Here is an 18936-nt window from a genome sequence, read left to right on the forward strand (position 1 = left end):
CTTGTCTTACCAGGTCATTCCCGGATAAGTTCTTTGAATACATTGCATTTCAGCCAATAAATAACCCAAATGCTCGGTATGTAATCCTTGTTTTGCACCACGGCGATAAGCACCGTTCACAGCAACATTTAATTCAAAACGCTTAAGCTCATCTGCAATGGTTTGGTTCCATTGTTCTTTTTCATTTGAAAAATCTGGAATCACACCTTCTGCAACTAGTGCTTGCTCGTCTGCACTCAGTTCAAATAATTCAGCGGTAAAGCGCCATAAATTATTTAATCCGTCTTGTACACGTTGATGCGCTTCATCTGTGCTTAAACTTAAACGTTCCATCCAGCTTGTCGAAAAGCGAATGTGATACTTCACTTCTTTTAAAGATTTGACAGCAAGCGCACTTAATTCAGGAAGTGAGCTTTGCGCTAAGGCCGTAAATAAATGAAGATGGTAATGGTCCATCAACCACTGGCGTACAATCGTTTGTGCAAAATCACCATTGGGTTGTTCGCACAACAATAGGTTTAAAAATTCACGTTCTGTACGGAAATACGCAAGTTGGTCTTCATCACGCTTAGCTTCATCATATTGACCAGCCAAAGTCAGAAAGTTTCTTGCTTGACCCAACAAGTCCAAGCCGATATTTGCTAAGGCAATATCAATTTCTAGCTCAGGTGCATGCCCGCACCATTCAGCCAAACGCTGAGATAAAACCAGTTGGCTGTCGCCAATATGTAATAAGAATTTAGATAAAACTGAATGATTCATTTGCCATTCCCCTTACATGTGCTCAATGCCATCTGGGATATGGTAAAAAGTCGGATGACGATAAACCTTGTCTAAAGAAGGATCGAAAAATTCAGCTTTTTCATCTGGCTGTGATGACTTAATCAGTTCTGAACGAACTACCCAAATGCTAATTCCTTCATTACGGCGCGTATAAACATCACGAGCATGTTGCAGTGCGATTTCATCATCAGGTGCTCTTAAGCTGCCTACATGACGGTGGCTTAAGCCTTGTTTACTACGTACAAATACTTCGTAGAGCGACCAGTTATTTTTATCTTCCATTTTGATTTCCTCAAATTTTTCCATAAATCTTGTTAAGCCACTTTGTTCGCTTCAAGCTGTTGTTTTTTCGCGTAGACCACTGCTGCATCACGAACCCATTTGCCGTTTTCCCATGCTTTACGGCGTGCTTCGATACGCTCGTGATTACATGGTCCACGTCCGGCAATCACTTCATTAAATTCGTGCCAGTCAATCTCGCCAAACTCATAGTGGCCTGTTTCTTCATTGAACTTTAAATCTGGGTCCGGTACTTCCAAGCCAAGTTGCAACACTTGCGGTACGGTGTTATCGACGAACTTTTGTCGTAATTCATCGTTACTAAAGCGTTTGATTTTCCACGCCATGCTTTGCGCGCTGTTTGGAGAATGCTCATCACTTGGGCCAAACATCATCAGTGCTGGCCACCAGAAACGATTCACTGCATCTTGTGCCATCTGTTTTTGTTCTGGTGTACCGTTTGCCAAAGCCATCATGGCTTCAAAACCTTGACGTTGGTGGAAACTTTCTTCTTTACAAATACGTACCATCGCACGTGCATATGGCCCATATGAAGTACGGCAAAGCGCAACTTGGTTCACAATGGCTGCCCCATCGACAAGCCAACCAATTGCAGCGACATCTGCCCAAGTCAAAGTTGGATAGTTAAAGATTGATGAGTATTTCATTTTCCCATCAATCAACTTTTCCATCATGTCATCACGGTCTGCACCTAAAGTTTCTGCCGCGCTATACAGATATAAACCATGACCCGCTTCATCTTGTACTTTCGCCAGTAAAACCGCTTTACGTTTTAAAGTTGGTGCACGAGTAATCCAGTTTCCTTCAGGCAACATACCTACAATTTCAGAATGGCCATGTTGCCCAATTTGACGAATCAATGTTTTGCGATAGGCATCGGGCATTTGATCCTTAGCCTCGATCGTAATTTCATTGGCAATATTTTGTTCAAATTTCTGGTAATTGTTTTCCATTCTTTCATTCCCTGTAGGTATCACCCTTGAATCTATTTTTCGATACACTAAAAACAAAGTCAATCACTTTTTTAGTATCAAATTAAATTCAGCCAATAAACAATGACTAAATATTTGAAATTAATAAACATTAATTAAAAACAAAAAATCTTTTTACGTTTACAAATCAAAATAAAGTTGACTTTTAGACAAATTAATCTGAAATTATGAATCATATTTTTGCAATTTTTATAATTGATGTATCAAATAAAAAAGGAGTTTGGTCATGCTTGAACAAGCACACCTAGAAGGAACCTCAACTGACACAGATTTTCAACAGTCTGAGCATCAACTGCCTCATCTTGCTTCTTATGTCTATGGAACTTGGCATTCGACGAGTGAAGAACTACGCCCTGTTTATCATGCCATTACAGGTGAAGCGATTTATGCCGTAAGTAGTCATGGCATTGATATGAAACGTGTTGTTCAATATGCCAAACAAAATGGTTCAGAACTGGCTAACTGGACATTTCACCAACGTGCAAATGCGTTAAAACAAATTGCCCAACATTTACTTGAGCGTAAAGAAGAGTTCTACAAACTTGCTTATGCGACAGGCGCAACTCGTAAAGATGCATGGATTGATATTGAAGGTGGCATCCAGACGTTATTTGCCTATTCAAGTCTGGTTCGCCGTGAACTCAATGACGAAAAAATTATTACTGAAGACAGCTGGATTCAATTATCTAAAAATGGAACTTTCGGTGCTAAGCACATTTTAAGTCCTAAAGCAGGTGTTGCCGTTCACATTAATGCTTTTAACTTTCCAATTTGGGGAATGCTTGAAAAGATTGCACCAACTTTACTTGCAGGTGTGCCATGTATTGTTAAACCTGCAACCGATGGTGCCCAATTAACTCAAGCGGTTGTAAAAGCGATTGAAGAGGCACATGTATTACCAAAAGGCTCGCTACAACTCATTTGTGGTCAGACTTATGACTTGTTCGACCACTTAGGCCCTCAAGACTGTGTGACCTTTACAGGTTCTGCCTACACAGGTCAAAAACTACGTAACCACCCTCACCTCAATAAATATTCGATTCCATTTAGCATGGAAGCCGACTCGGTAAACAGCGCAATTTTAAGCCCTGAGGCAAATGAAGAAACTGTCGATTTATTTGTGCGTGAAGTCTTCCGTGAAATGACCACCAAAGCAGGCCAAAAATGTACTGCCATTCGTCGTGCACTTGTTCCTGAAAACTTGTTAGCAACTGTGCAAGAAAAGCTAACTGCCAAACTTGCTAAAGTTGTGGTGGGCGACCCTCAAAAAGAAGAAACCACCATGGGTGCTTTGGCGAGCATTAAACAAAAACATGACGTTGCAGAAAAAGTTGCTGAACTCAGCAAAGATGCAAAAATTGTTTTTGGTGGCAATGATAGCTTTAAATTTAATGCAGACCATCCTGAAAAAGGTGCTTTTTTCGCTCCAACTTTATTGGTGTGCGAACAACCTTTACAAGCAACGAATGTTCATACCACGGAAGCTTTCGGTCCGGTATGTACACTCATGCCATATCAAAACATTGAAGAACTAGCTGACCTTGTTTCACGTGGTGAAGGTAGCCTAGTGGCTTCTGTCGTTAAAAATAACGATGAGAATATTGAACAGATTATTCAAAAAATTGCGCCTTGGCATGGCCGTGTGCATGTACTTGATGCAGAATCAGCAAAAGAAAGTACAGGACATGGTTCACCACTTCCACATTTAGTACACGGCGGCCCTGGTCGTGCAGGTGGCGGTGAAGAATTAGGTGGTATTCGTGCAGTTAAACACTATATGCAGCGCACTGCAATTCAGGGTTCTCCAAACAGTCTGACACAAATTACCCACTCATGGACTGCTGGCTCAAAAGTTAATGAAGACCGTGTACATCCATTTAAAAAGTCTTTTGATGAGTTAGTGATTGGTGAACGTTTATTAACGGCGCGTCGTACAGTCACCGAAGCAGATATTGTCAATTTTGCTTGTTTAAGCGGTGACTACTTCTATGCACATACTGACAAAATCGCAGCGGCCGAGTCTTTCTTTGGTGAACGTGTGGCACACGGCTACTTCATTGTGTCTGCCGCAGCAGGTCTATTTGTAGATGCAGCACAAGGCCCTGTAATTGCCAATTACGGTATGGACAACTTACGTTTTGTTGAACCGGTTAAAATTGGTGACTCAATCCAAGTTGAACTCACCTGTAAGCAAAAAACCCCTAAACCACAAAAAGACCCATCTCAACCTGCGCATGGCGTTGTGGTATGGGATATTAAAGTCAAAAACCAACGTGGTGAACTTGTCGCAACCTACGACATTTTAACCTTAGTTGCTCGCGAGGCTTAATGGTTAAAATGAGATGGGGTCACCTCGTCCCCATCTCATTTTTTTAGCACTCAATAGCGTTAACAGCGAGACCACCTTTTGAAGTCTCTTTATATTTCTCAGACATATCTTTGCCTGTTTCCTTCATAGTCTGGATCACTTTATCTAGGGTGACAAAGTGTGCATCGTCATCATGAAGTGCCATTTGGGCTGCGTTAATGGCTTTTACAGCGGCAATTGCATTTCGTTCAATACAAGGCACCTGAACCAAACCACCAATCGGGTCACACGTTAAACCTAAATTATGTTCAAGCCCAATTTCAGCTGCATGCTCCACTTGCTCAGGTGATGCTCCTAAAATTTCGGCTAAACCTGCCGAAGCCATTGCACATGCCGAGCCGACTTCTCCCTGACACCCTACTTCTGCACCAGAAATAGAAGCATTGAGTTTACATAAAATGCCAACGGCTGCCGCACTTAGAAAAAAGCGAACCACTTTATCTTCGGAAAAGTCTTTAGAGAAAGTCACGTAGTAATATAAAACCGCCGGAATAATTCCTGCTGCACCATTTGTAGGTGCCGTCACTACTCGACCGCCAGCAGCATTTTCTTCATTTACCGCTAAGGCAAATAAATTGACCCATTCCATCGCATGAAAGGTCGTCACAATCAGGTTTGAGTTTTTCTTATTTAATAACTTATCGTGAATTTTTTTAGCCCGACGTTTTACATTTAAACCGCCCGGTAATATGCCTTCATTAATTAATCCGTTGTGAATGCAGTGCTGCATTACTTTCCAGATTTCCATAATCTTGCTACGAATTTCAGCTTCACTACGCCAGCTTTTTTCATTTTCAAGCATTAACTCACTTATTGATAAATGATGAGTCTTACATAAGCTTAAAAGTTCAGCCGCACTGTGAAATGGATATGGAACTTTAACGTCGTTGGTTTCAGTTTGGGTGTGTGTTAATTGTCTTTCACTGACAATAAAGCCGCCACCAACCGAATAGTAAGTTTCTGCATACAAAACTTCTTGTGCCCCGTTATACGCTATCAGCTCCATTGCATTGGGGTGATAAGGCAAAGATTCATCTAAAAAAAGCACATCATGCTTATAGTCAAAAACAATACTCTTTTGCCGATGAAGCTGGATTGCCTTATTTTCAAGAACATCTTCAATCAAGCTTGTGCTTACTTGAGTATCAATATGTTCAGGATCAAAGCCCATTAAACCTAACAGAACAGCCTTGTCTGTCGCATGACCGACACCGGTTGCCGACAGCGATCCATATAACTTCACCTGAACTCTAACCGTCGCTTGTAAATCGTTTTGCTTCAATAAATCATCCACAAAACTGTATGCCGCACGCATTGGTCCAACTGTATGGGAGCTAGATGGGCCGATGCCAATTTTAAAAAGATCAAATACACTAATAAACACGTGGTCCTACCTTCGATTCATTATTATTCGTATGTTCGTCATTATTGTGTCCTTTCGGATAGCTCTAAAATTATCATTAAGCCATCTATAAAGCACTGAAAATAAATGTTTCATTGCCTAAAAACAACACAATCAATTGCTAATACAGCCTTTTTAAAAAATTGAATTTTCCATTAATTTAAATGGTAAATGACCCAACCAATATTGAAGAATTGTTCTTTTGAGCAAATAAAATCACAAACCTTGGCCAATTTTTTATAAAAAAAATTTGGTTTTAAAGTTATTTACTTAAAATTTAAACCATTTAAAATTAATTAAAAACAATTATTTACATAATATTTAAATCATCCATTGCTAATAAATAGAATAAAAATTCCCCTATTTACCAATAACCATATATCGTATACGATATATGAAAGAACAATAGTTCTGTCGTTAAGGAAAACGTAATGACAAGTCAGTTTAAAAAACAGTTATCTCTAATGGATCTTACATTCATTGGCTTAGGCGCCATTTTCGGTTCAGGATGGTTATTTTCAGCAAGTCATGTGGCCTCTCAAGCCGGCCCTGCGGGTATATTGTCATGGATTATTGGGGGCTTTGCCGTTTTAATTCTGGGAATTATTTATTGTGAGTTAGGCGCAGCCTTACCCCGAGCAGGCGGTATTATCCGTTATCCCGTATTTTCACATGGCCCATTACAAGGATATTTATTGGGTTCTGTGACCGTCATTGCCTTTTCAAGTTTAATTGCAATTGAAGTCGTCGCTGCTCGTGAATATGCAGCCGCATGGTTCCCTTCTCTTACCGCCGTACATGATGGTGTTCGAACTCCAACTACCATTGGATGGTTGTTTCAGTTTGCGCTTTTATGCGTATTTTTTGCATTGAACTATTACAGCGTAAAAACCTTTGCAATTGCCAACAACCTGATTAGTGCATTGAAATTTGCTGTTCCCGTTTTAGTCATGGTTGCACTTCTATACCATTTTAAACCTGCAAACTTTTCAATGACCGAGTTTGCTCCAATGGGCGCTCATGGCGTACAAGGTGCCGTATCTGCTGGCGGTATTATTTTTGCGTATTTGGGTTTAACGCCGATTATTTCGGTAGCAAGTGAAGTAAAACGTCCTCAATTTACGATTCCTTTTGCACTCATCTTATCTGTTGTTTTGGCAACGGTTATTTATGTAGTGCTTCAAGTTGCTTTCTTAGGTGCAGTACCTACCGATATGTTAGCCAATGGTTGGTCAGGACTTAGTGACAAGTTCCCATTACCTTACCGTGACATTGCCATGTTATTAGGTTTGGGATGGTTAGCACTGTTAGTTGTTTCAGATGCCATTATTTCTCCGTCTGGCTGCGGCAATATCTATATGGCTGCAACTCCACGTGTCATTTATGCATGGTCGAACAGTAATACATTCTTCCGTATTTTTACTCGTGTAGATCCAAAATCAGGCATTCCACGTTATGCATTATGGTTAACGTTTGCACTTTCAGTATTTTGGACCATGCCGTTTCCATCTTGGGATAAATTAATTTCCGTAGTTTCGGCAGCGTTAGTTTTAAGTTATGCCCTAGCTCCTGTCACAGTGGGTGCTTTACGCCGTAATGCTCCTGAGCTTGAGCGTCCATTCTATGTAAAAGGATTTACTGTTCTCGGGCCGCTTGCTTTTGTCATTGCGTCTTTTATTGTGTATTGGTCTGGCTGGAATGTCATTTCATGGTTATTAGGCGCACAAATCGTGTTGTTTGCACTCTACGTCATTTTTAAGCGCTATGTGCCAACCCAAGAAGTCAGCCTTGCCCAACAGTTAAAGTCATCAGCGTGGCTCCTTGTTTACTACATTTTAATGATTCTTGCCTCTTACCTTGGCAGCTTCGGTGACGGTGCAACACACCTATTGGCAGCGCCTTTCGACACCTTATTCGTCATGGTGATTTCTCTTGGTTGCTACTACTGGGGTATCCGCTCAGGTTTACCAAAAGCACTGATTAAAAATGACGATGAAGCTTAGCAATTGCTTGCTTAAACACATATAAGTTAAGGTTTTCTTTTGATCAATAACGTATACAAAATACTATATTTTCAAAAGTAGAACCTTCGCTTTGATAACTCTCCAACGTCAGAAGAACCACTTTTGACGTTCACTCTCAAGTGAGGTTGATAATGTTAAATATTACTGGTCAAAATTTTATTGCAGGTCAACGTTCAAGTGCAGGCAGTAAGTTTGTATTAAGCTACGATGCTGCAACAGATGAAGCATTACCCTATCAGTTTGCTCAAGCAACTCCTGAAGAAATTGATCAGGCAGCTCAAGCAGCTGCATTGGCTTATCCGGCTTTTAGACAAACTACGCCAGAACAACGCGCTGTTTTTCTAGAAACGATTGCCAGTGAAATTGATGCGCTTGATGACCAGTTTATTGCAACAGTCTGTCAAGAAACTGCTTTGCCGGAAGCGCGTATTCGCGGTGAACGTGGGCGGACCACAGGTCAATTACGCCTATTTGCTCAAGTATTACGCCGTGGTGACTATTTAGGTGCCCGTATTGATTTGGCTTTGCCTGAACGTCAACCTCTTCCACGTCCAGATTTACGTCAATATAAAATCGGTGTTGGGCCAGTGGCCGTATTTGGTGCCAGTAACTTCCCTCTTGCCTTTTCTACTGCTGGTGGGGATACCGCTTCAGCACTTGCGGCTGGATGTCCAGTTATTGTGAAGGCTCATAGCGGTCACATGGCAACAGCCGAATCAATTGCAAATGCCATTTGTAGTGCGATTGAGAAATGCGCTTTGCCAAAAGGCATCTTTAGCATGATTTATGGTCAAGGTGTCGGTGAGCCACTGGTAAAACATCCTGCAATTAAAGCTGTTGGATTTACAGGTTCACTTAAAGGTGGTCGTGCTCTCTGCGATTTAGCTGCTGCACGTCCTGAACCCATTCCTGTTTTTGCCGAAATGTCGAGCATTAACCCAATGATTTTATTACCCGAAGCTCTAAAAGTGCATGGTGATAAAATTGCGACCGAACTTAGTGGTTCAGTGGTTTTAGGTTGCGGTCAGTTCTGTACCAATCCAGGTTTAATAATTGGAATTAAATCACCTGAATTTAGCCAATTTATTACGCAGTTCAAGGCTGCAATGGCTCAACAACCGCCACAAACTATGCTTAACAAAGGCACTTTAAGAAGCTACGAGCATGGTCTTAAAGAATTACTCGCACATGACAAAATTGAGCATTTAGCGGGTCAACCCCAACAAGGTCCGCAAGCCTATCCTCAGCTCTTTAAAGCCGATGTATCTCTTTTACTCGAGCATGATGAATTACTTCAAGAAGAAGTGTTCGGCCCAACGACGATTGTGATTGAAGTTGAATCGGCAGAGCAGCTCGCTCTCGCTTTAAATGGTCTACGTGGTCAACTTACAGCATCTTTAATTGCCGAACCGCAAGATTTTGAAAACTTCGCGACCCTTATTCCATTACTTGAAGAAAAAGCAGGACGTTTACTTCTAAATGGTTACCCAACAGGTGTGGAAGTCTGTGATGCCATGGTTCACGGCGGGCCATATCCTGCAACTTCAGATGCACGTGGCACATCGGTAGGAACCTTGGCAATCGAACGTTATTTACGTCCAGTATGCTACCAAAACTATCCAGATCACTTATTGCCACTCGCGCTTCAAAATGCCAATCCGCTTGGTATCGCGCGCTTGGTTAATGGTGAAATGAGTAAAGCTGCTCTTTAATTTTTTAAAGGAGTTTATCCAAGAGATGAATTCCTTTTTTTTAGTTCAAAGCGTCCAGCGTAACCGCACACTATTTAAATAAAAAAGTGCAAAAAATGAATAGCACGATGCTCCATCAAATCAATGCGTAACATATTTTCAAATAAGGATATTGGTATATGACGACAACACTAAAAAAGGTAGTAGCGGCCTCCATGGTTGGCTCCGTAGCAGAATGGTATGAATTTTTCCTTTATGGCACCGCTTCTGCCCTTGTCTTTGGCGAACTTTTCTTTCAACAAACCGGCAATGCTATAGATGGAATTTTGGCAGCATTTGCCCTCTATGCTGTTGGCTTTTTAGCAAGACCTATTGGTGGCCTCGTGTTTGGTCATTACGGCGATAAAATTGGTCGCAAGAAATTATTGCAAATTAGCCTCATTATTGTCGGTATCACTACTTTTTTAATGGGCTGTATTCCAACCTTTCATCAAATTGGCTATTGGGCGCCTACACTTTTGGTCATGCTACGTCTAATTCAAGGCTTTGCTTTTGGTGGTGAATGGGGTGGCGCAGTTATTTTGGTTTCAGAGCACAGTCCAGATGATCGCAGAGGTTATTGGGCAAGCTGGCCACAAACTGGTGTACCGCTCGGGAATTTAGTAGCCACACTGGTTTTATTATTACTTTCAAAAAACCTTTCGCCCGAACAATTTCTAGATTGGGGATGGCGCTGTGCATTCTGGTTCTCAGCAGTCGTAGTACTGATTGGTTTATGGATTCGAAAAAATGTAGACGATGCCGAAGTGTTTAAAGAAGCACAGGCCAAACAACAGCTTCTTGAAAAACAACAACTCGGGATTATTGAGGTTTTAAAATATCATAAGAAATCTGTTATTGCGGGTATTGGTGCCCGATTCGCAGAAAACATTTTGTACTATATGGTGGTTACTTTTTCGATCAGTTATTTAAAGTTAGTCGTCCATAAAGATACTTCGCAGATCTTACTGCTCATGTTTGGCGCTCATCTGATCCATTTCTTTATTATTCCTTTTATGGGACATTTAAGCGATATATTTGGCCGCAAACCTATTTATCTTATTGGGGCTGTACTTACTGCTTTTTGGGGTTTTGTCGGCTTTCCTTTGATGGATACAGGCAATGACTGGCTCATTATGTTAGCAATTGTGCTTGGTTTATTTATTGAGTCCATGACCTACTCGCCTTACTCTGCGTTAATGACTGAGTTATTTCCTACTCATATTCGCTATACGGCGCTTTCATTTTGTTATCAGGTCGCGCCAATTATGGCAGGTTCCCTTGCTCCATTAATTGCCTTAACCTTACTCAAAGAATTTAATAGCTCGGTTCCGATTTCTTTATATTTGGTTGCCGCAAGTCTGATCTCTATTGTCTCGATTTTGCTGGTGAAAGAAACCAAAGGCCGATCTCTAACTTTTAAAGATTAATCTTTAATATACAAATTCAACACTTAATAATCATTTTGGGTTGTTCTATACAACCCATTTTTTTATCTAAATATTTTTGGTAGAGGCGCGATACAAAGTAGGTGACATGCCTGTATGCAACTTAAACTGACGACAAAAAGCACTATGGTCGGTATAACCACAGCGCAAACCAATTTGAGTGATTGGTAAATCTGTCGCCAATAGTTCAGTGGCGACTTGAAGTCGTATTTTGCTAATCATTTGCCGAGGCGTTAAATGGTATATTTTTTTGCAATAACGTTCTAACTGAGCCACAGATACACCAGCAATTGCGGTCAAATGCGCCAAAGTAATGGTTTCGGCGTAATTCTTTTTAATATATTCCTCAACCTGAACCATTTTATAAAAAGCAGGATGTGTATTTTCAGGCACATTTAAATCATTAGAAATACCCGCTATTCCTACTAAGTTTCCATCCGCATCAAATAATGGTTCTTTATAAGTTAAACACCAACCCGACTGATTTTTTGCATATAAATGTAGTTCTAATTGCTCTGTTAACTTTTTACCGCGGCGAATAACTTGCAAGTCTTGCGATGTATATATTTTTCCAAGTGAATGAGGAAAAACTTCAGAAGAGGTTTTTCCCAATATTGCAGTTTTATCTTTGAGACCGCAGCGATTTACTAATGTTTGATTGACAAAGACATAGCGTGCTTCGGTATTTTTGATGAAAAACACCACCGAAGATAAAGCATCAAACAATGGTTCTATACTTTCCAGATTTTTTAAGAAATCTTCCAAAGTGGTAGTTAGTTTCGGAATTTGAACCAAAGTCATGAGCTAGAGCGGACAAAGTTATAACTTGTCTACTCTAGAACATTTCATTTTTGATTTAAAGGAGAAGTGGACATCTCTATGAGGCTTTTTACACGAGTAGGCAGTAATGGTGGTCTAGAGTTAGGCAACTGCCAATCAAATAGGCAGGCTGCTGCTGTTGCACATGTACTTCCCTGACATGCTCCCATTCCACAGCGTGTATGTAATTTTGCATCAATCCAACTATTACGCTCGGCAACTTTATCAAAAGTTACATCTTCACATCGACAAAAAATAGTTTCTGGGCGTGCAAGCGTTTTTAACTCAGCACGTAACTTGAAGCTTTTCTCAAGGAGATATGCAAATAAACGATACCGTTGTCTTTGAGCAAATAATTGACTCGCTTTTTCATTTTGACCTATAGCAGCATAACCTGCGATGCTACCTTCAACCATCGCCAGCTCACTTCCGCCAAAACCTGTACACTCACCTGCTGCCCACACCTGTGGTTGTGATGTATGTTGATAGTCATCGACCGTAATCGCATTGTCCTTAATTTGACAACCCATTAACTGTCCCAATTGAGTATTCGGTACTAAGCCAAACCCGCACGCGAGTCGATCACACTCAATTTCAATGATTCCCTTCGGCGTTTGTAGCCTTACTCGTTCAAGACGTTCCTGACCAATCGCTTCAATCACATAACTGTCAGGTTGATATAAACGATAAGGCAAAGATAACGCCTGTATTATTTTCGCAGGCCAGCGCCAAAGTTTAAGTGCAAATTTACGAACGGAAGATGAAGCCGCCTGTTCGGCAACATAGAGAACTTGAGCCTCTGCTTTTTTCGCTGTGTCCGCACTTGCTAAGAGTAATGGTCCAGAGCCCGCAATCACAATGCGTTCATTTTTGACAGGTGTGCCTGCTTTAATTAAGGCTTGCAAACCACCTGCCCCTGTTACACCAGGTAAAGTCCAACCAGGAAAAGGCAAAAACAGTTCTCTTGCGCCCGTACACAATATAAGCTGGTGATAAGACAAATTTAGGCTGTCGTGAGGTCGCTCAACAAGCAATTGGCCTACAAAAGGCGCGGCGACAATTTTCGCACCAAACATAAATTCAATATTAGAATAAGCCTTGATTTGTTGATATTTTTGCTGCGCCATTTCAGGTACAGGAAAAATCGGTCCAGCGCGCCAGATTTGACCGCCCGCCTGTGGGTTATTATCTAATACTAAAATTCGTCCGCCACTTTCGGCGGCTGCAATAGCAGCTGATAACCCAGCAGGCCCAGCACCGACAACGACCACATCGTATTCTTTTTCCATTACTGTGTTTCCACCTTCATGTCTTGCTGGCACAGCGTCTGGCAAGCAAGCACTCTGAGTCCATTAATATTGACACGACATTCCTGACAAACTCCCATTCCACAAAATGGAGTACGTTTTTCCCCACAGACAGACAAACGGCTATAAGACTTCGCTTGTACTAAAGCAGCAGCAACACTGGTGCCCTCAATCACAGAAACCGATTGGCCGTTAATAAAAAGCTGAATCATCTATGCAGCTCCTATAAAACGATGAGGTAAAAAAGGTTCTGGATCTATATCAAAAGTTAATCCACATATGTGTGAGGCAATCAGTCTTGCTGTACCTGTTGCTGTGGTTACACCTAATCCTTCATGACCTACCGCTAAATAAACCGATTGAAATGCAGGATGTCGTCCAATTACTGGAATACCATCTGGAGTAGCAGCGCGAAAGCCAGTCCATGCCCGAATAACATTAAGATCAGCCAAAGCTGGAAAATAATCGACAGCCTCTTTAAGTACCCGAGTAAAGACTTCTGGCTCTACAGTCGGATCAACTGTATTAAACTGACGAGATGACCCAATAAAAAGCTGGCCTGTCGGTCTAGGCTGAATATTACAAGCCACCGAAATTCCACTTGTCGCTTGAGTGCTGGCTGCATAAGCCAAAGCCACTAACGTATGTTTTACATTTAATTCAGGGTAACGGTCAGTAATAGCCAAATGACCTTTTTTAGGTTCAATCGGTAACTCTGGAAAAAAATCTGTCGCATGAATACCGTTTGCTAAAACAATATGCGCAGCTTCTAGCCATGTTCCATCACTTAGCTGAACCCGATTTTCTTCAATATGAATAACTTTAGCTTGTTGCACCTGAACCTTGTGGGGAATTTTTTTTAACAACCATTCGGCAGCACAGGGTGCATATAAAATTCCATCATCAAAAACTTCTAAACCACCATAAAGACCCTGCTTTAAGTGAGGTTCAAGCTGACGGATTTCCTCTGCGTTTCGAAGTTGGCAACGGACACCTTGTGCAGTGAGACGTTGATATTTTTCCTCAGCAATCTGCATTTCTTCTGCGCTGCTTGCCAGCCATAAAGTTGGCGTTTGGCGATAGGCACAGTCTTCCGAAAGCTCGTGCCCTAATTCATGCCATAGCTGAACTGACCAATGACTAAGTTTTAATTCGGCTTCCAAGTCATCCATAATGACCAAATGTCCCATACCTGCGGCTGTTGCACCACCGATCCGAGCATCTAAAACTTGTACATTTAACCCTTGCCGAGCCAATTCATAAGCACATGCAGCACCTACAATGCCTGCCCCAATGACGATGGCATCGGTTCTCATAGCTGAATACCCCAAGCAAATGGGTCATTTTCATCCATAAATAAAGTTGCTTCGGCACTCATGTAAGCTTCACCACGAATGGTTGGAATCACATATTCCCCTGCTTGTTCATACGAGGCAATAAACTGGCTACCGATAATGCTGGCTTGTTTCCATAACTTTCCTGGCTCAAGTTTGCCATCTGCGGCCAAGCAAGCAATTTTCGCACTCGTTCCGGTTCCACACGGTGAACGGTCATAGGCCTTGCCTGGACAAAGCACGAAATTTTTACTGTCTGCTTCGGCGTCACTTGCAAATAACTCGATATGGTCAATTTCTTGCCCATCTTTACCGGTTATTCCTTGTGCCGTAAGCGCTTGTCTAACCGTCCACGCATATTCAGTCAGTTGATCCAAATTATCACTTGAAACACGTTGACCATGATCATTAATCAAGAAGAACCAGTTACCGCCCCATGCAATATCACCAGTAACTTTTCCATATTTTTCAACATCAACTTCGACTGCTTTTTTATAACGATATGCTGGTACATTGCGCACACTCACTGAATGATCTTCATGCAATGTCGCTTCAACATCCCCGACTGGAGTTTCAATTAAGTGTGTACCAACTTGTATTTTTCCCAAGTGTGCTAACGAAGCCACTAAACCAATCGTGCCATGACCACACATGCCTAGGTAGCCTGTGTTATTAAAGAAAATAACGCCCGCGCTCGCTTTGGGATTCACAGGTTTACACAATAATGCGCCAACCAACACATCATTACCGCGCGGCTCTAACATGGTTGCTCGACGGAAATGGTCATATTGTTCTGATAATATTTTTCGGCGGCTTTCCATATCCCCTGTGCCTAAATCAGGAAAACCTTCAAGCACTAATCGTGTTGGTTCACCACCAGTATGAGAGTCCAAAATTTTTACTGTTTTCATAGAAGTATCCTTACATTTTTTTCTAGGATGACTGATCTCAAAACAGCAAGCTTGATCGTTTTCTTATAAAACGATGACGAAATCAGCATAGTGAAAACATGCTTCTTCAAAAATAAAGACAAAAAAATTAGGCCATTGGCCTAATTGAAATGATAAAGAATGCAGCGCTTATTTTTTCACATTTTTATGGTGAGGTAAGTGCTCATAAAGTGATTGGCAAACACCATTAATATGCTCTTCAATTAACTTAACCGCCAAATCAACATCCTTGGCTTTACAGGCTTTCACAATTTCTTTGTGCTCATCATTTGCACGCGATTTGCCTTCGGAAACATTCATTTGTAATCTTAAATAGCGCTCAATTTTATCGTAAATCGAACGAATTAATCCGAGCATATAAGGTCGCTGTGCTGGTTCATAAAGGCACGCATGTAACTGCCAATTTAATGTGGTCCAGCTTCCAATATCCATGTTATCAATAAAGGCGTTACAAATTTCATCTGCCTTTTTATAAGTTTCTTCTGTCATATTCGGCACGGCGAGCTGAATCAGCTTCGTTTCCAACATCACTCGGACTTCAAAAATCTGTGCCAACTCTTCTTCAGAAATACGAGTCACAATTGCGCCACGATTTTTTATAAACTCAACCAAGCCTTCGGCTTCAAGTTGCTTTAAAGCTTCACGTACGGGAATTTTGCTAACATTAAAAAGTTTGGCAATTTCATCCTGACGAATTGGTTCGCCTTCAGCAATATGCCCTGCAATAATTGCTTCTCTAATATATTTGACAATAACTTCAGATACCGAAGGCATTGCACCAAGATTTGATACATTAAAAGATGGTAGCGTCACGAATATTCTCTTAACCTCAAAATATGACACAAATAAAAGGATGATAATTTTTATTCATCCGCCATAATGAAATCATTGCTTTTCAAGCATTATTTTCGGCACGGCTTACCTTTATTTCAATGCTGCTAAAACTCATTTTCTCTATTTATTGGAGCTAATAATTTTTAACTGCATTAATAGCTAAAGTATACTTTATACCATTTAAATCACAAAACTATTATTAGACTATGCTGAAATCGTCATTATTTTAGTGTATTTAACCAAGCAAATCGTCATAAATACCAGCATACTACCCTGTTCTCTTGACGGGTAACTGTCAAAAAATTCTTATCCATTGCACTGAGTTATTGCCTGCAAGATAAAATTTTTATCTTGTAAAAATCATGCTGCATAAAACTTTTAAAGTTTGAGTCACTTCATATGAGTACGCCAACAGAAGCAAAATTTTCGCTGAATTATTATACGGGTTTCTTATCTGTACTATTTGCTGCTTTTCTATGGGGTACAGCAGGTACAGCGGCATCTTTTGCAAAAGGCATTAGTCCACTTGTAATTGCTACCATTTCTGTGGGCTTCGGTGGATTAATTCATACATTTTTAAGCTTAAAAGCTATTAAAAAGAATTATCAAAAACTATTTAACTATAAGTCTCAAATCTTTATTGCCGTTGTCGTTTCAATTCTTTGTCCATTTGCATTTTATTCATCTGTCTCTTTAGCTGGTGTATCGATTGGCACCGTGATTTCGATTGGCTGTGCACCTTTGTTTTCAGTGCTTTTAGAATGGATTTTAGATAAGCGAAAACTTTCTTTAAAATGGCTCATCAGTTTTATTCTCGGTTTTTTAGGAATTATTTTACTCTCTTATTCTGGTGATCATGCGCAGCACCAAATCGTACAATCTGATCGTATTTTAGGGGTATTTTTTGGTTTACTCTCTAGCCTGAGCTATGCAACATATTCTTGGATAATGAGAAACCTAATTCGCCAAGATGTCGACTCAAGAGCTGCCATGGGAGTGATTTTTGGTATCTCTGCAGTGCTGTTACTACCTACATTATTCATTACTGCACAAAACCTTTTTGATTACCCAACAAATCTCTGGGTTGCAATTTATATTCCGATTGTTCCTATGTTTTTGGGCTATTTATTTTTTAGTTTTGGCCTTAAACGAATTCCAGCCAGTCAAGCTATGACATTAGCTTTGGTTGAGATTCCAGTTGCAGCATTATTAGCAGTTGTTGTAGTAGGCGAAAGTTTAACAATGCATAGTTACTTGGGTTTAATTCTAATTTTTCTCTGCGTTATTGTTCTCACTAAAAAATAAATAATAGAAGTAAAAAAGAGGCTCAATCATTAGCCTCTTTTTTATACATATTTTCTTAGATTTCAGCTGACCAGTTACGATACCAAGTACGGAATAGTTCATACTGAGTTTCAACGTATTTACGTTGTGATTCACTCAATGCATCCGTTTCGTTAAAATGTAAGGTATATTCTTTATCACCGTTAAGTACCATTAAATATTTATAGTACAGAACAAGATCCGTTCCTTCGTCAAAAGAAGATAAAACTTCTAATGCACTTGATAACTCTTGCGCTAAACGACGGGCTTTTGCATCGCCTGCTGCGGCTTTCTTACTCAGGTCAACCAACTGTAAAACTTCTTTAGGCAAAGCATTACCAATCCCGGTAATCGCACCCGTTGCGTTACAGTTTACGAAACCATGGAAAACTTGAGTATCTACACCTGCCATTAAGGTGACTGAATCATCTTGTGAAGTAATGAACTCAGCCGCATAACGCATATCAGCAGCACCACCAAACTCTTTAAAACCAATTAAGTTTGGAAATTCACGGCGCAATTCAAAAAACAAATCTGCACGAGTCGCAAATCCATAATATGGGCTATTGTAAATCACTGCAGGTAAGCTTGGCGCTGCTTTTAAAATTGCAGAAAAGTGAGCTTTTTGTGCAGTTGGTGAGGCTCCACGTGACAGTACACGTGGAATAACCATAAGCCCTTGTGCACCGACTTTTTCTGCATGAGCTGCATGAGAAACTGCTTCTTTTGAATTAACTGCACCAGTACCAACAATTGTAGGAATGCCAGCAGCAACAAGTCGTGCCACCCCTTCTTGACGTTGAGCTTCGGTTAGTAAAGGCCAATCACCCATAGAACCACAATACACTACCGCACTCATGCCGGCTTCAATCAGCTCATGCCCTTTTTTCACAAGCGCGTCAAAATCTGGCTCACGGTTAGGAGTACATGGGGTCATTAGCGCCGGGATACATCCTGTGAAGATATTACTCATAATTATTCCTCAGTAATACAAATAAAACTCTGGGTAGTCGTACTTTCGAGTTAATCCATCTCAAAAGTTATGGAATGGGATTAATAGCTGTTAATCATTCTTTATATATCGTATACGATATACAACAAAAAGAATAGTCTTTCTCTCTAAATTCTTTACCTGAGAAAAAGTTCATATAAATCAAATAGTAATTTTATTAAGAGAATTAAAAAATTAAATTTTCCTTATATTTTTTTAAAAATAGAACTTAAAAATTTAAAAATTAGTACTGAGAAGAGAAATTAAATGCGAGCTTATAGGCGCTCAATAAACAACCACAGAACATTAGCCATTAGTCGCACCTCCCTAT

Annotated in this window: 16 protein-coding genes; 5 read left to right on the forward strand and 11 right to left on the reverse strand. The window is 40.5% G+C overall.

Annotated elements, in window-relative coordinates:
- Window positions 1-6 precede the first annotated feature (6 nt).
- The 3 genes from paaC to paaA are packed head-to-tail and all read right to left on the reverse strand — an operon-like array spanning window position 7 to window position 2036.
- Window positions 7-762, reverse strand: coding sequence for a 1,2-phenylacetyl-CoA epoxidase subunit PaaC (gene paaC / locus SOI76_RS11370; protein ID WP_001016793.1), 756 nt, complete (start codon window positions 760-762; stop codon window positions 7-9).
- 12 nt (window positions 763-774) lie between these two features.
- Window positions 775-1065 carry a 1,2-phenylacetyl-CoA epoxidase subunit PaaB gene (paaB, locus tag SOI76_RS11375; protein WP_000389648.1) on the reverse strand — a complete coding sequence of 97 codons (291 nt, stop codon included), beginning with the start codon at window positions 1063-1065 and terminating at the stop codon, window positions 775-777.
- 32 nt (window positions 1066-1097) lie between these two features.
- Window positions 1098-2036 (reverse strand): 1,2-phenylacetyl-CoA epoxidase subunit PaaA, encoded by a 939-nt coding sequence (gene paaA / locus SOI76_RS11380; protein ID WP_017399176.1) that lies wholly within the window; start codon window positions 2034-2036, stop codon window positions 1098-1100.
- A 265-nt stretch (window positions 2037-2301) separates the two neighbouring features.
- Between paaA and paaZ the strand changes: the two genes are divergently transcribed.
- Entirely contained in the window at window positions 2302-4404 is a 2103-nt protein-coding gene (gene paaZ / locus SOI76_RS11385; protein ID WP_104080288.1) for a phenylacetic acid degradation bifunctional protein PaaZ, read from the forward strand.
- A 43-nt stretch (window positions 4405-4447) separates the two neighbouring features.
- Here paaZ and sdaA read toward each other — a convergent pair whose 3' ends face one another.
- Window positions 4448-5827, reverse strand: a complete 1380-nt coding sequence (sdaA, locus tag SOI76_RS11390) for an L-serine ammonia-lyase (RefSeq protein ID WP_104080287.1) — start codon at window positions 5825-5827, stop codon at window positions 4448-4450.
- Window positions 5828-6276: 449 nt separating this feature from the next.
- On the opposite strand from sdaA, the gene yveA reads away from it, so the two are divergent.
- From yveA to abaF, 3 genes are all read left to right on the forward strand, one after another.
- On the forward strand, window positions 6277-7848 hold the full coding sequence (gene yveA / locus SOI76_RS11395; RefSeq protein ID WP_104080286.1) for an APC family permease: 1572 nt from the start codon (window positions 6277-6279) through the stop codon (window positions 7846-7848).
- 152 nt (window positions 7849-8000) lie between these two features.
- Entirely contained in the window at window positions 8001-9581 is a 1581-nt protein-coding gene (locus SOI76_RS11400; RefSeq protein WP_104080285.1) for an aldehyde dehydrogenase (NADP(+)), read from the forward strand.
- Window positions 9582-9739: 158 nt separating this feature from the next.
- On the forward strand, window positions 9740-11029 hold the full coding sequence (abaF, locus tag SOI76_RS11405) for a fosfomycin efflux MFS transporter AbaF (protein ID WP_104080284.1): 1290 nt from the start codon (window positions 9740-9742) through the stop codon (window positions 11027-11029).
- 66 nt (window positions 11030-11095) lie between these two features.
- Here abaF and ybbB read toward each other — a convergent pair whose 3' ends face one another.
- The 6 genes from ybbB to ygaE form a co-directional block, all read right to left on the reverse strand.
- The gene (gene ybbB / locus SOI76_RS11410; RefSeq protein ID WP_065708507.1) at window positions 11096-11848 is read right to left on the reverse strand and encodes an AraC family transcriptional regulator; all 753 of its coding nucleotides are present in this window, start codon (window positions 11846-11848) and stop codon (window positions 11096-11098) included.
- A gap of 44 nt (window positions 11849-11892) precedes the next feature.
- A complete protein-coding gene (gene ooxA, locus SOI76_RS11415) occupies window positions 11893-13155 on the reverse strand; it encodes an FAD-dependent oxidoreductase (protein WP_104080283.1) in 1263 nt (420 codons plus the stop codon).
- Window positions 13155-13385, reverse strand: coding sequence for a 2Fe-2S iron-sulfur cluster-binding protein (locus SOI76_RS11420; RefSeq protein WP_104080282.1), 231 nt, complete (start codon window positions 13383-13385; stop codon window positions 13155-13157). Before SOI76_RS11420 ends, ooxA begins: the two co-directional genes overlap by 1 nt.
- Entirely contained in the window at window positions 13386-14489 is a 1104-nt protein-coding gene (gene ooxB, locus SOI76_RS11425; protein WP_104080281.1) for an NAD(P)/FAD-dependent oxidoreductase, read from the reverse strand.
- Window positions 14486-15418, reverse strand: coding sequence for a 4-hydroxyproline epimerase (locus SOI76_RS11430; protein WP_104080280.1), 933 nt, complete (start codon window positions 15416-15418; stop codon window positions 14486-14488). The genes ooxB and SOI76_RS11430 overlap by 4 nt, the downstream gene beginning before the upstream one ends.
- A gap of 168 nt (window positions 15419-15586) precedes the next feature.
- Window positions 15587-16270: a GntR family transcriptional regulator gene (gene ygaE / locus SOI76_RS11435; protein WP_000174668.1), complete on the reverse strand. Its 684-nt coding sequence runs from the start codon at window positions 16268-16270 to the stop codon at window positions 15587-15589.
- 420 nt (window positions 16271-16690) lie between these two features.
- Here ygaE and SOI76_RS11440 point away from each other — a divergent pair, with 420 nt between their 5' ends.
- Complete coding sequence (locus SOI76_RS11440; protein WP_104080279.1) at window positions 16691-17596, forward strand: DMT family transporter; 906 nt, start codon at window positions 16691-16693, stop codon at window positions 17594-17596.
- Between the two features lie 55 nt (window positions 17597-17651).
- Here SOI76_RS11440 and SOI76_RS11445 read toward each other — a convergent pair whose 3' ends face one another.
- Window positions 17652-18587, reverse strand: coding sequence for a dihydrodipicolinate synthase family protein (locus tag SOI76_RS11445; protein WP_000065199.1), 936 nt, complete (start codon window positions 18585-18587; stop codon window positions 17652-17654).
- Between the last annotated feature and the right edge of the window lie 349 nt (window positions 18588-18936).

This window comes from Acinetobacter pittii, assembly GCF_034064985.1.
In the GTDB taxonomy this organism is placed as follows: domain Bacteria; phylum Pseudomonadota; class Gammaproteobacteria; order Pseudomonadales; family Moraxellaceae; genus Acinetobacter; species Acinetobacter pittii_H.

Coding starts and splice junctions, on each gene's coding strand:
- SOI76_RS11400 (WP_104080285.1), top strand. CDS start 8,001: ATGTTAAATATTACTGGTCAAAATTTTATTGCAGGTCAACGTTCAAGT.
- ooxB (WP_104080281.1), bottom strand. CDS start 14,489: ATGAGAACCGATGCCATCGTCATTGGGGCAGGCATTGTAGGTGCTGCA.
- SOI76_RS11420 (WP_104080282.1), bottom strand. CDS start 13,385: ATGATTCAGCTTTTTATTAACGGCCAATCGGTTTCTGTGATTGAGGGC.
- paaC (WP_001016793.1), bottom strand. CDS start 762: ATGAATCATTCAGTTTTATCTAAATTCTTATTACATATTGGCGACAGC.
- ybbB (WP_065708507.1), bottom strand. CDS start 11,848: ATGACTTTGGTTCAAATTCCGAAACTAACTACCACTTTGGAAGATTTC.
- yveA (WP_104080286.1), top strand. CDS start 6,277: ATGACAAGTCAGTTTAAAAAACAGTTATCTCTAATGGATCTTACATTC.
- abaF (WP_104080284.1), top strand. CDS start 9,740: ATGACGACAACACTAAAAAAGGTAGTAGCGGCCTCCATGGTTGGCTCC.
- SOI76_RS11430 (WP_104080280.1), bottom strand. CDS start 15,418: ATGAAAACAGTAAAAATTTTGGACTCTCATACTGGTGGTGAACCAACA.
- SOI76_RS11445 (WP_000065199.1), bottom strand. CDS start 18,587: ATGAGTAATATCTTCACAGGATGTATCCCGGCGCTAATGACCCCATGT.
- paaB (WP_000389648.1), bottom strand. CDS start 1,065: ATGGAAGATAAAAATAACTGGTCGCTCTACGAAGTATTTGTACGTAGT.
- ooxA (WP_104080283.1), bottom strand. CDS start 13,155: ATGGAAAAAGAATACGATGTGGTCGTTGTCGGTGCTGGGCCTGCTGGG.
- paaA (WP_017399176.1), bottom strand. CDS start 2,036: ATGGAAAACAATTACCAGAAATTTGAACAAAATATTGCCAATGAAATT.
- SOI76_RS11440 (WP_104080279.1), top strand. CDS start 16,691: ATGAGTACGCCAACAGAAGCAAAATTTTCGCTGAATTATTATACGGGT.
- paaZ (WP_104080288.1), top strand. CDS start 2,302: ATGCTTGAACAAGCACACCTAGAAGGAACCTCAACTGACACAGATTTT.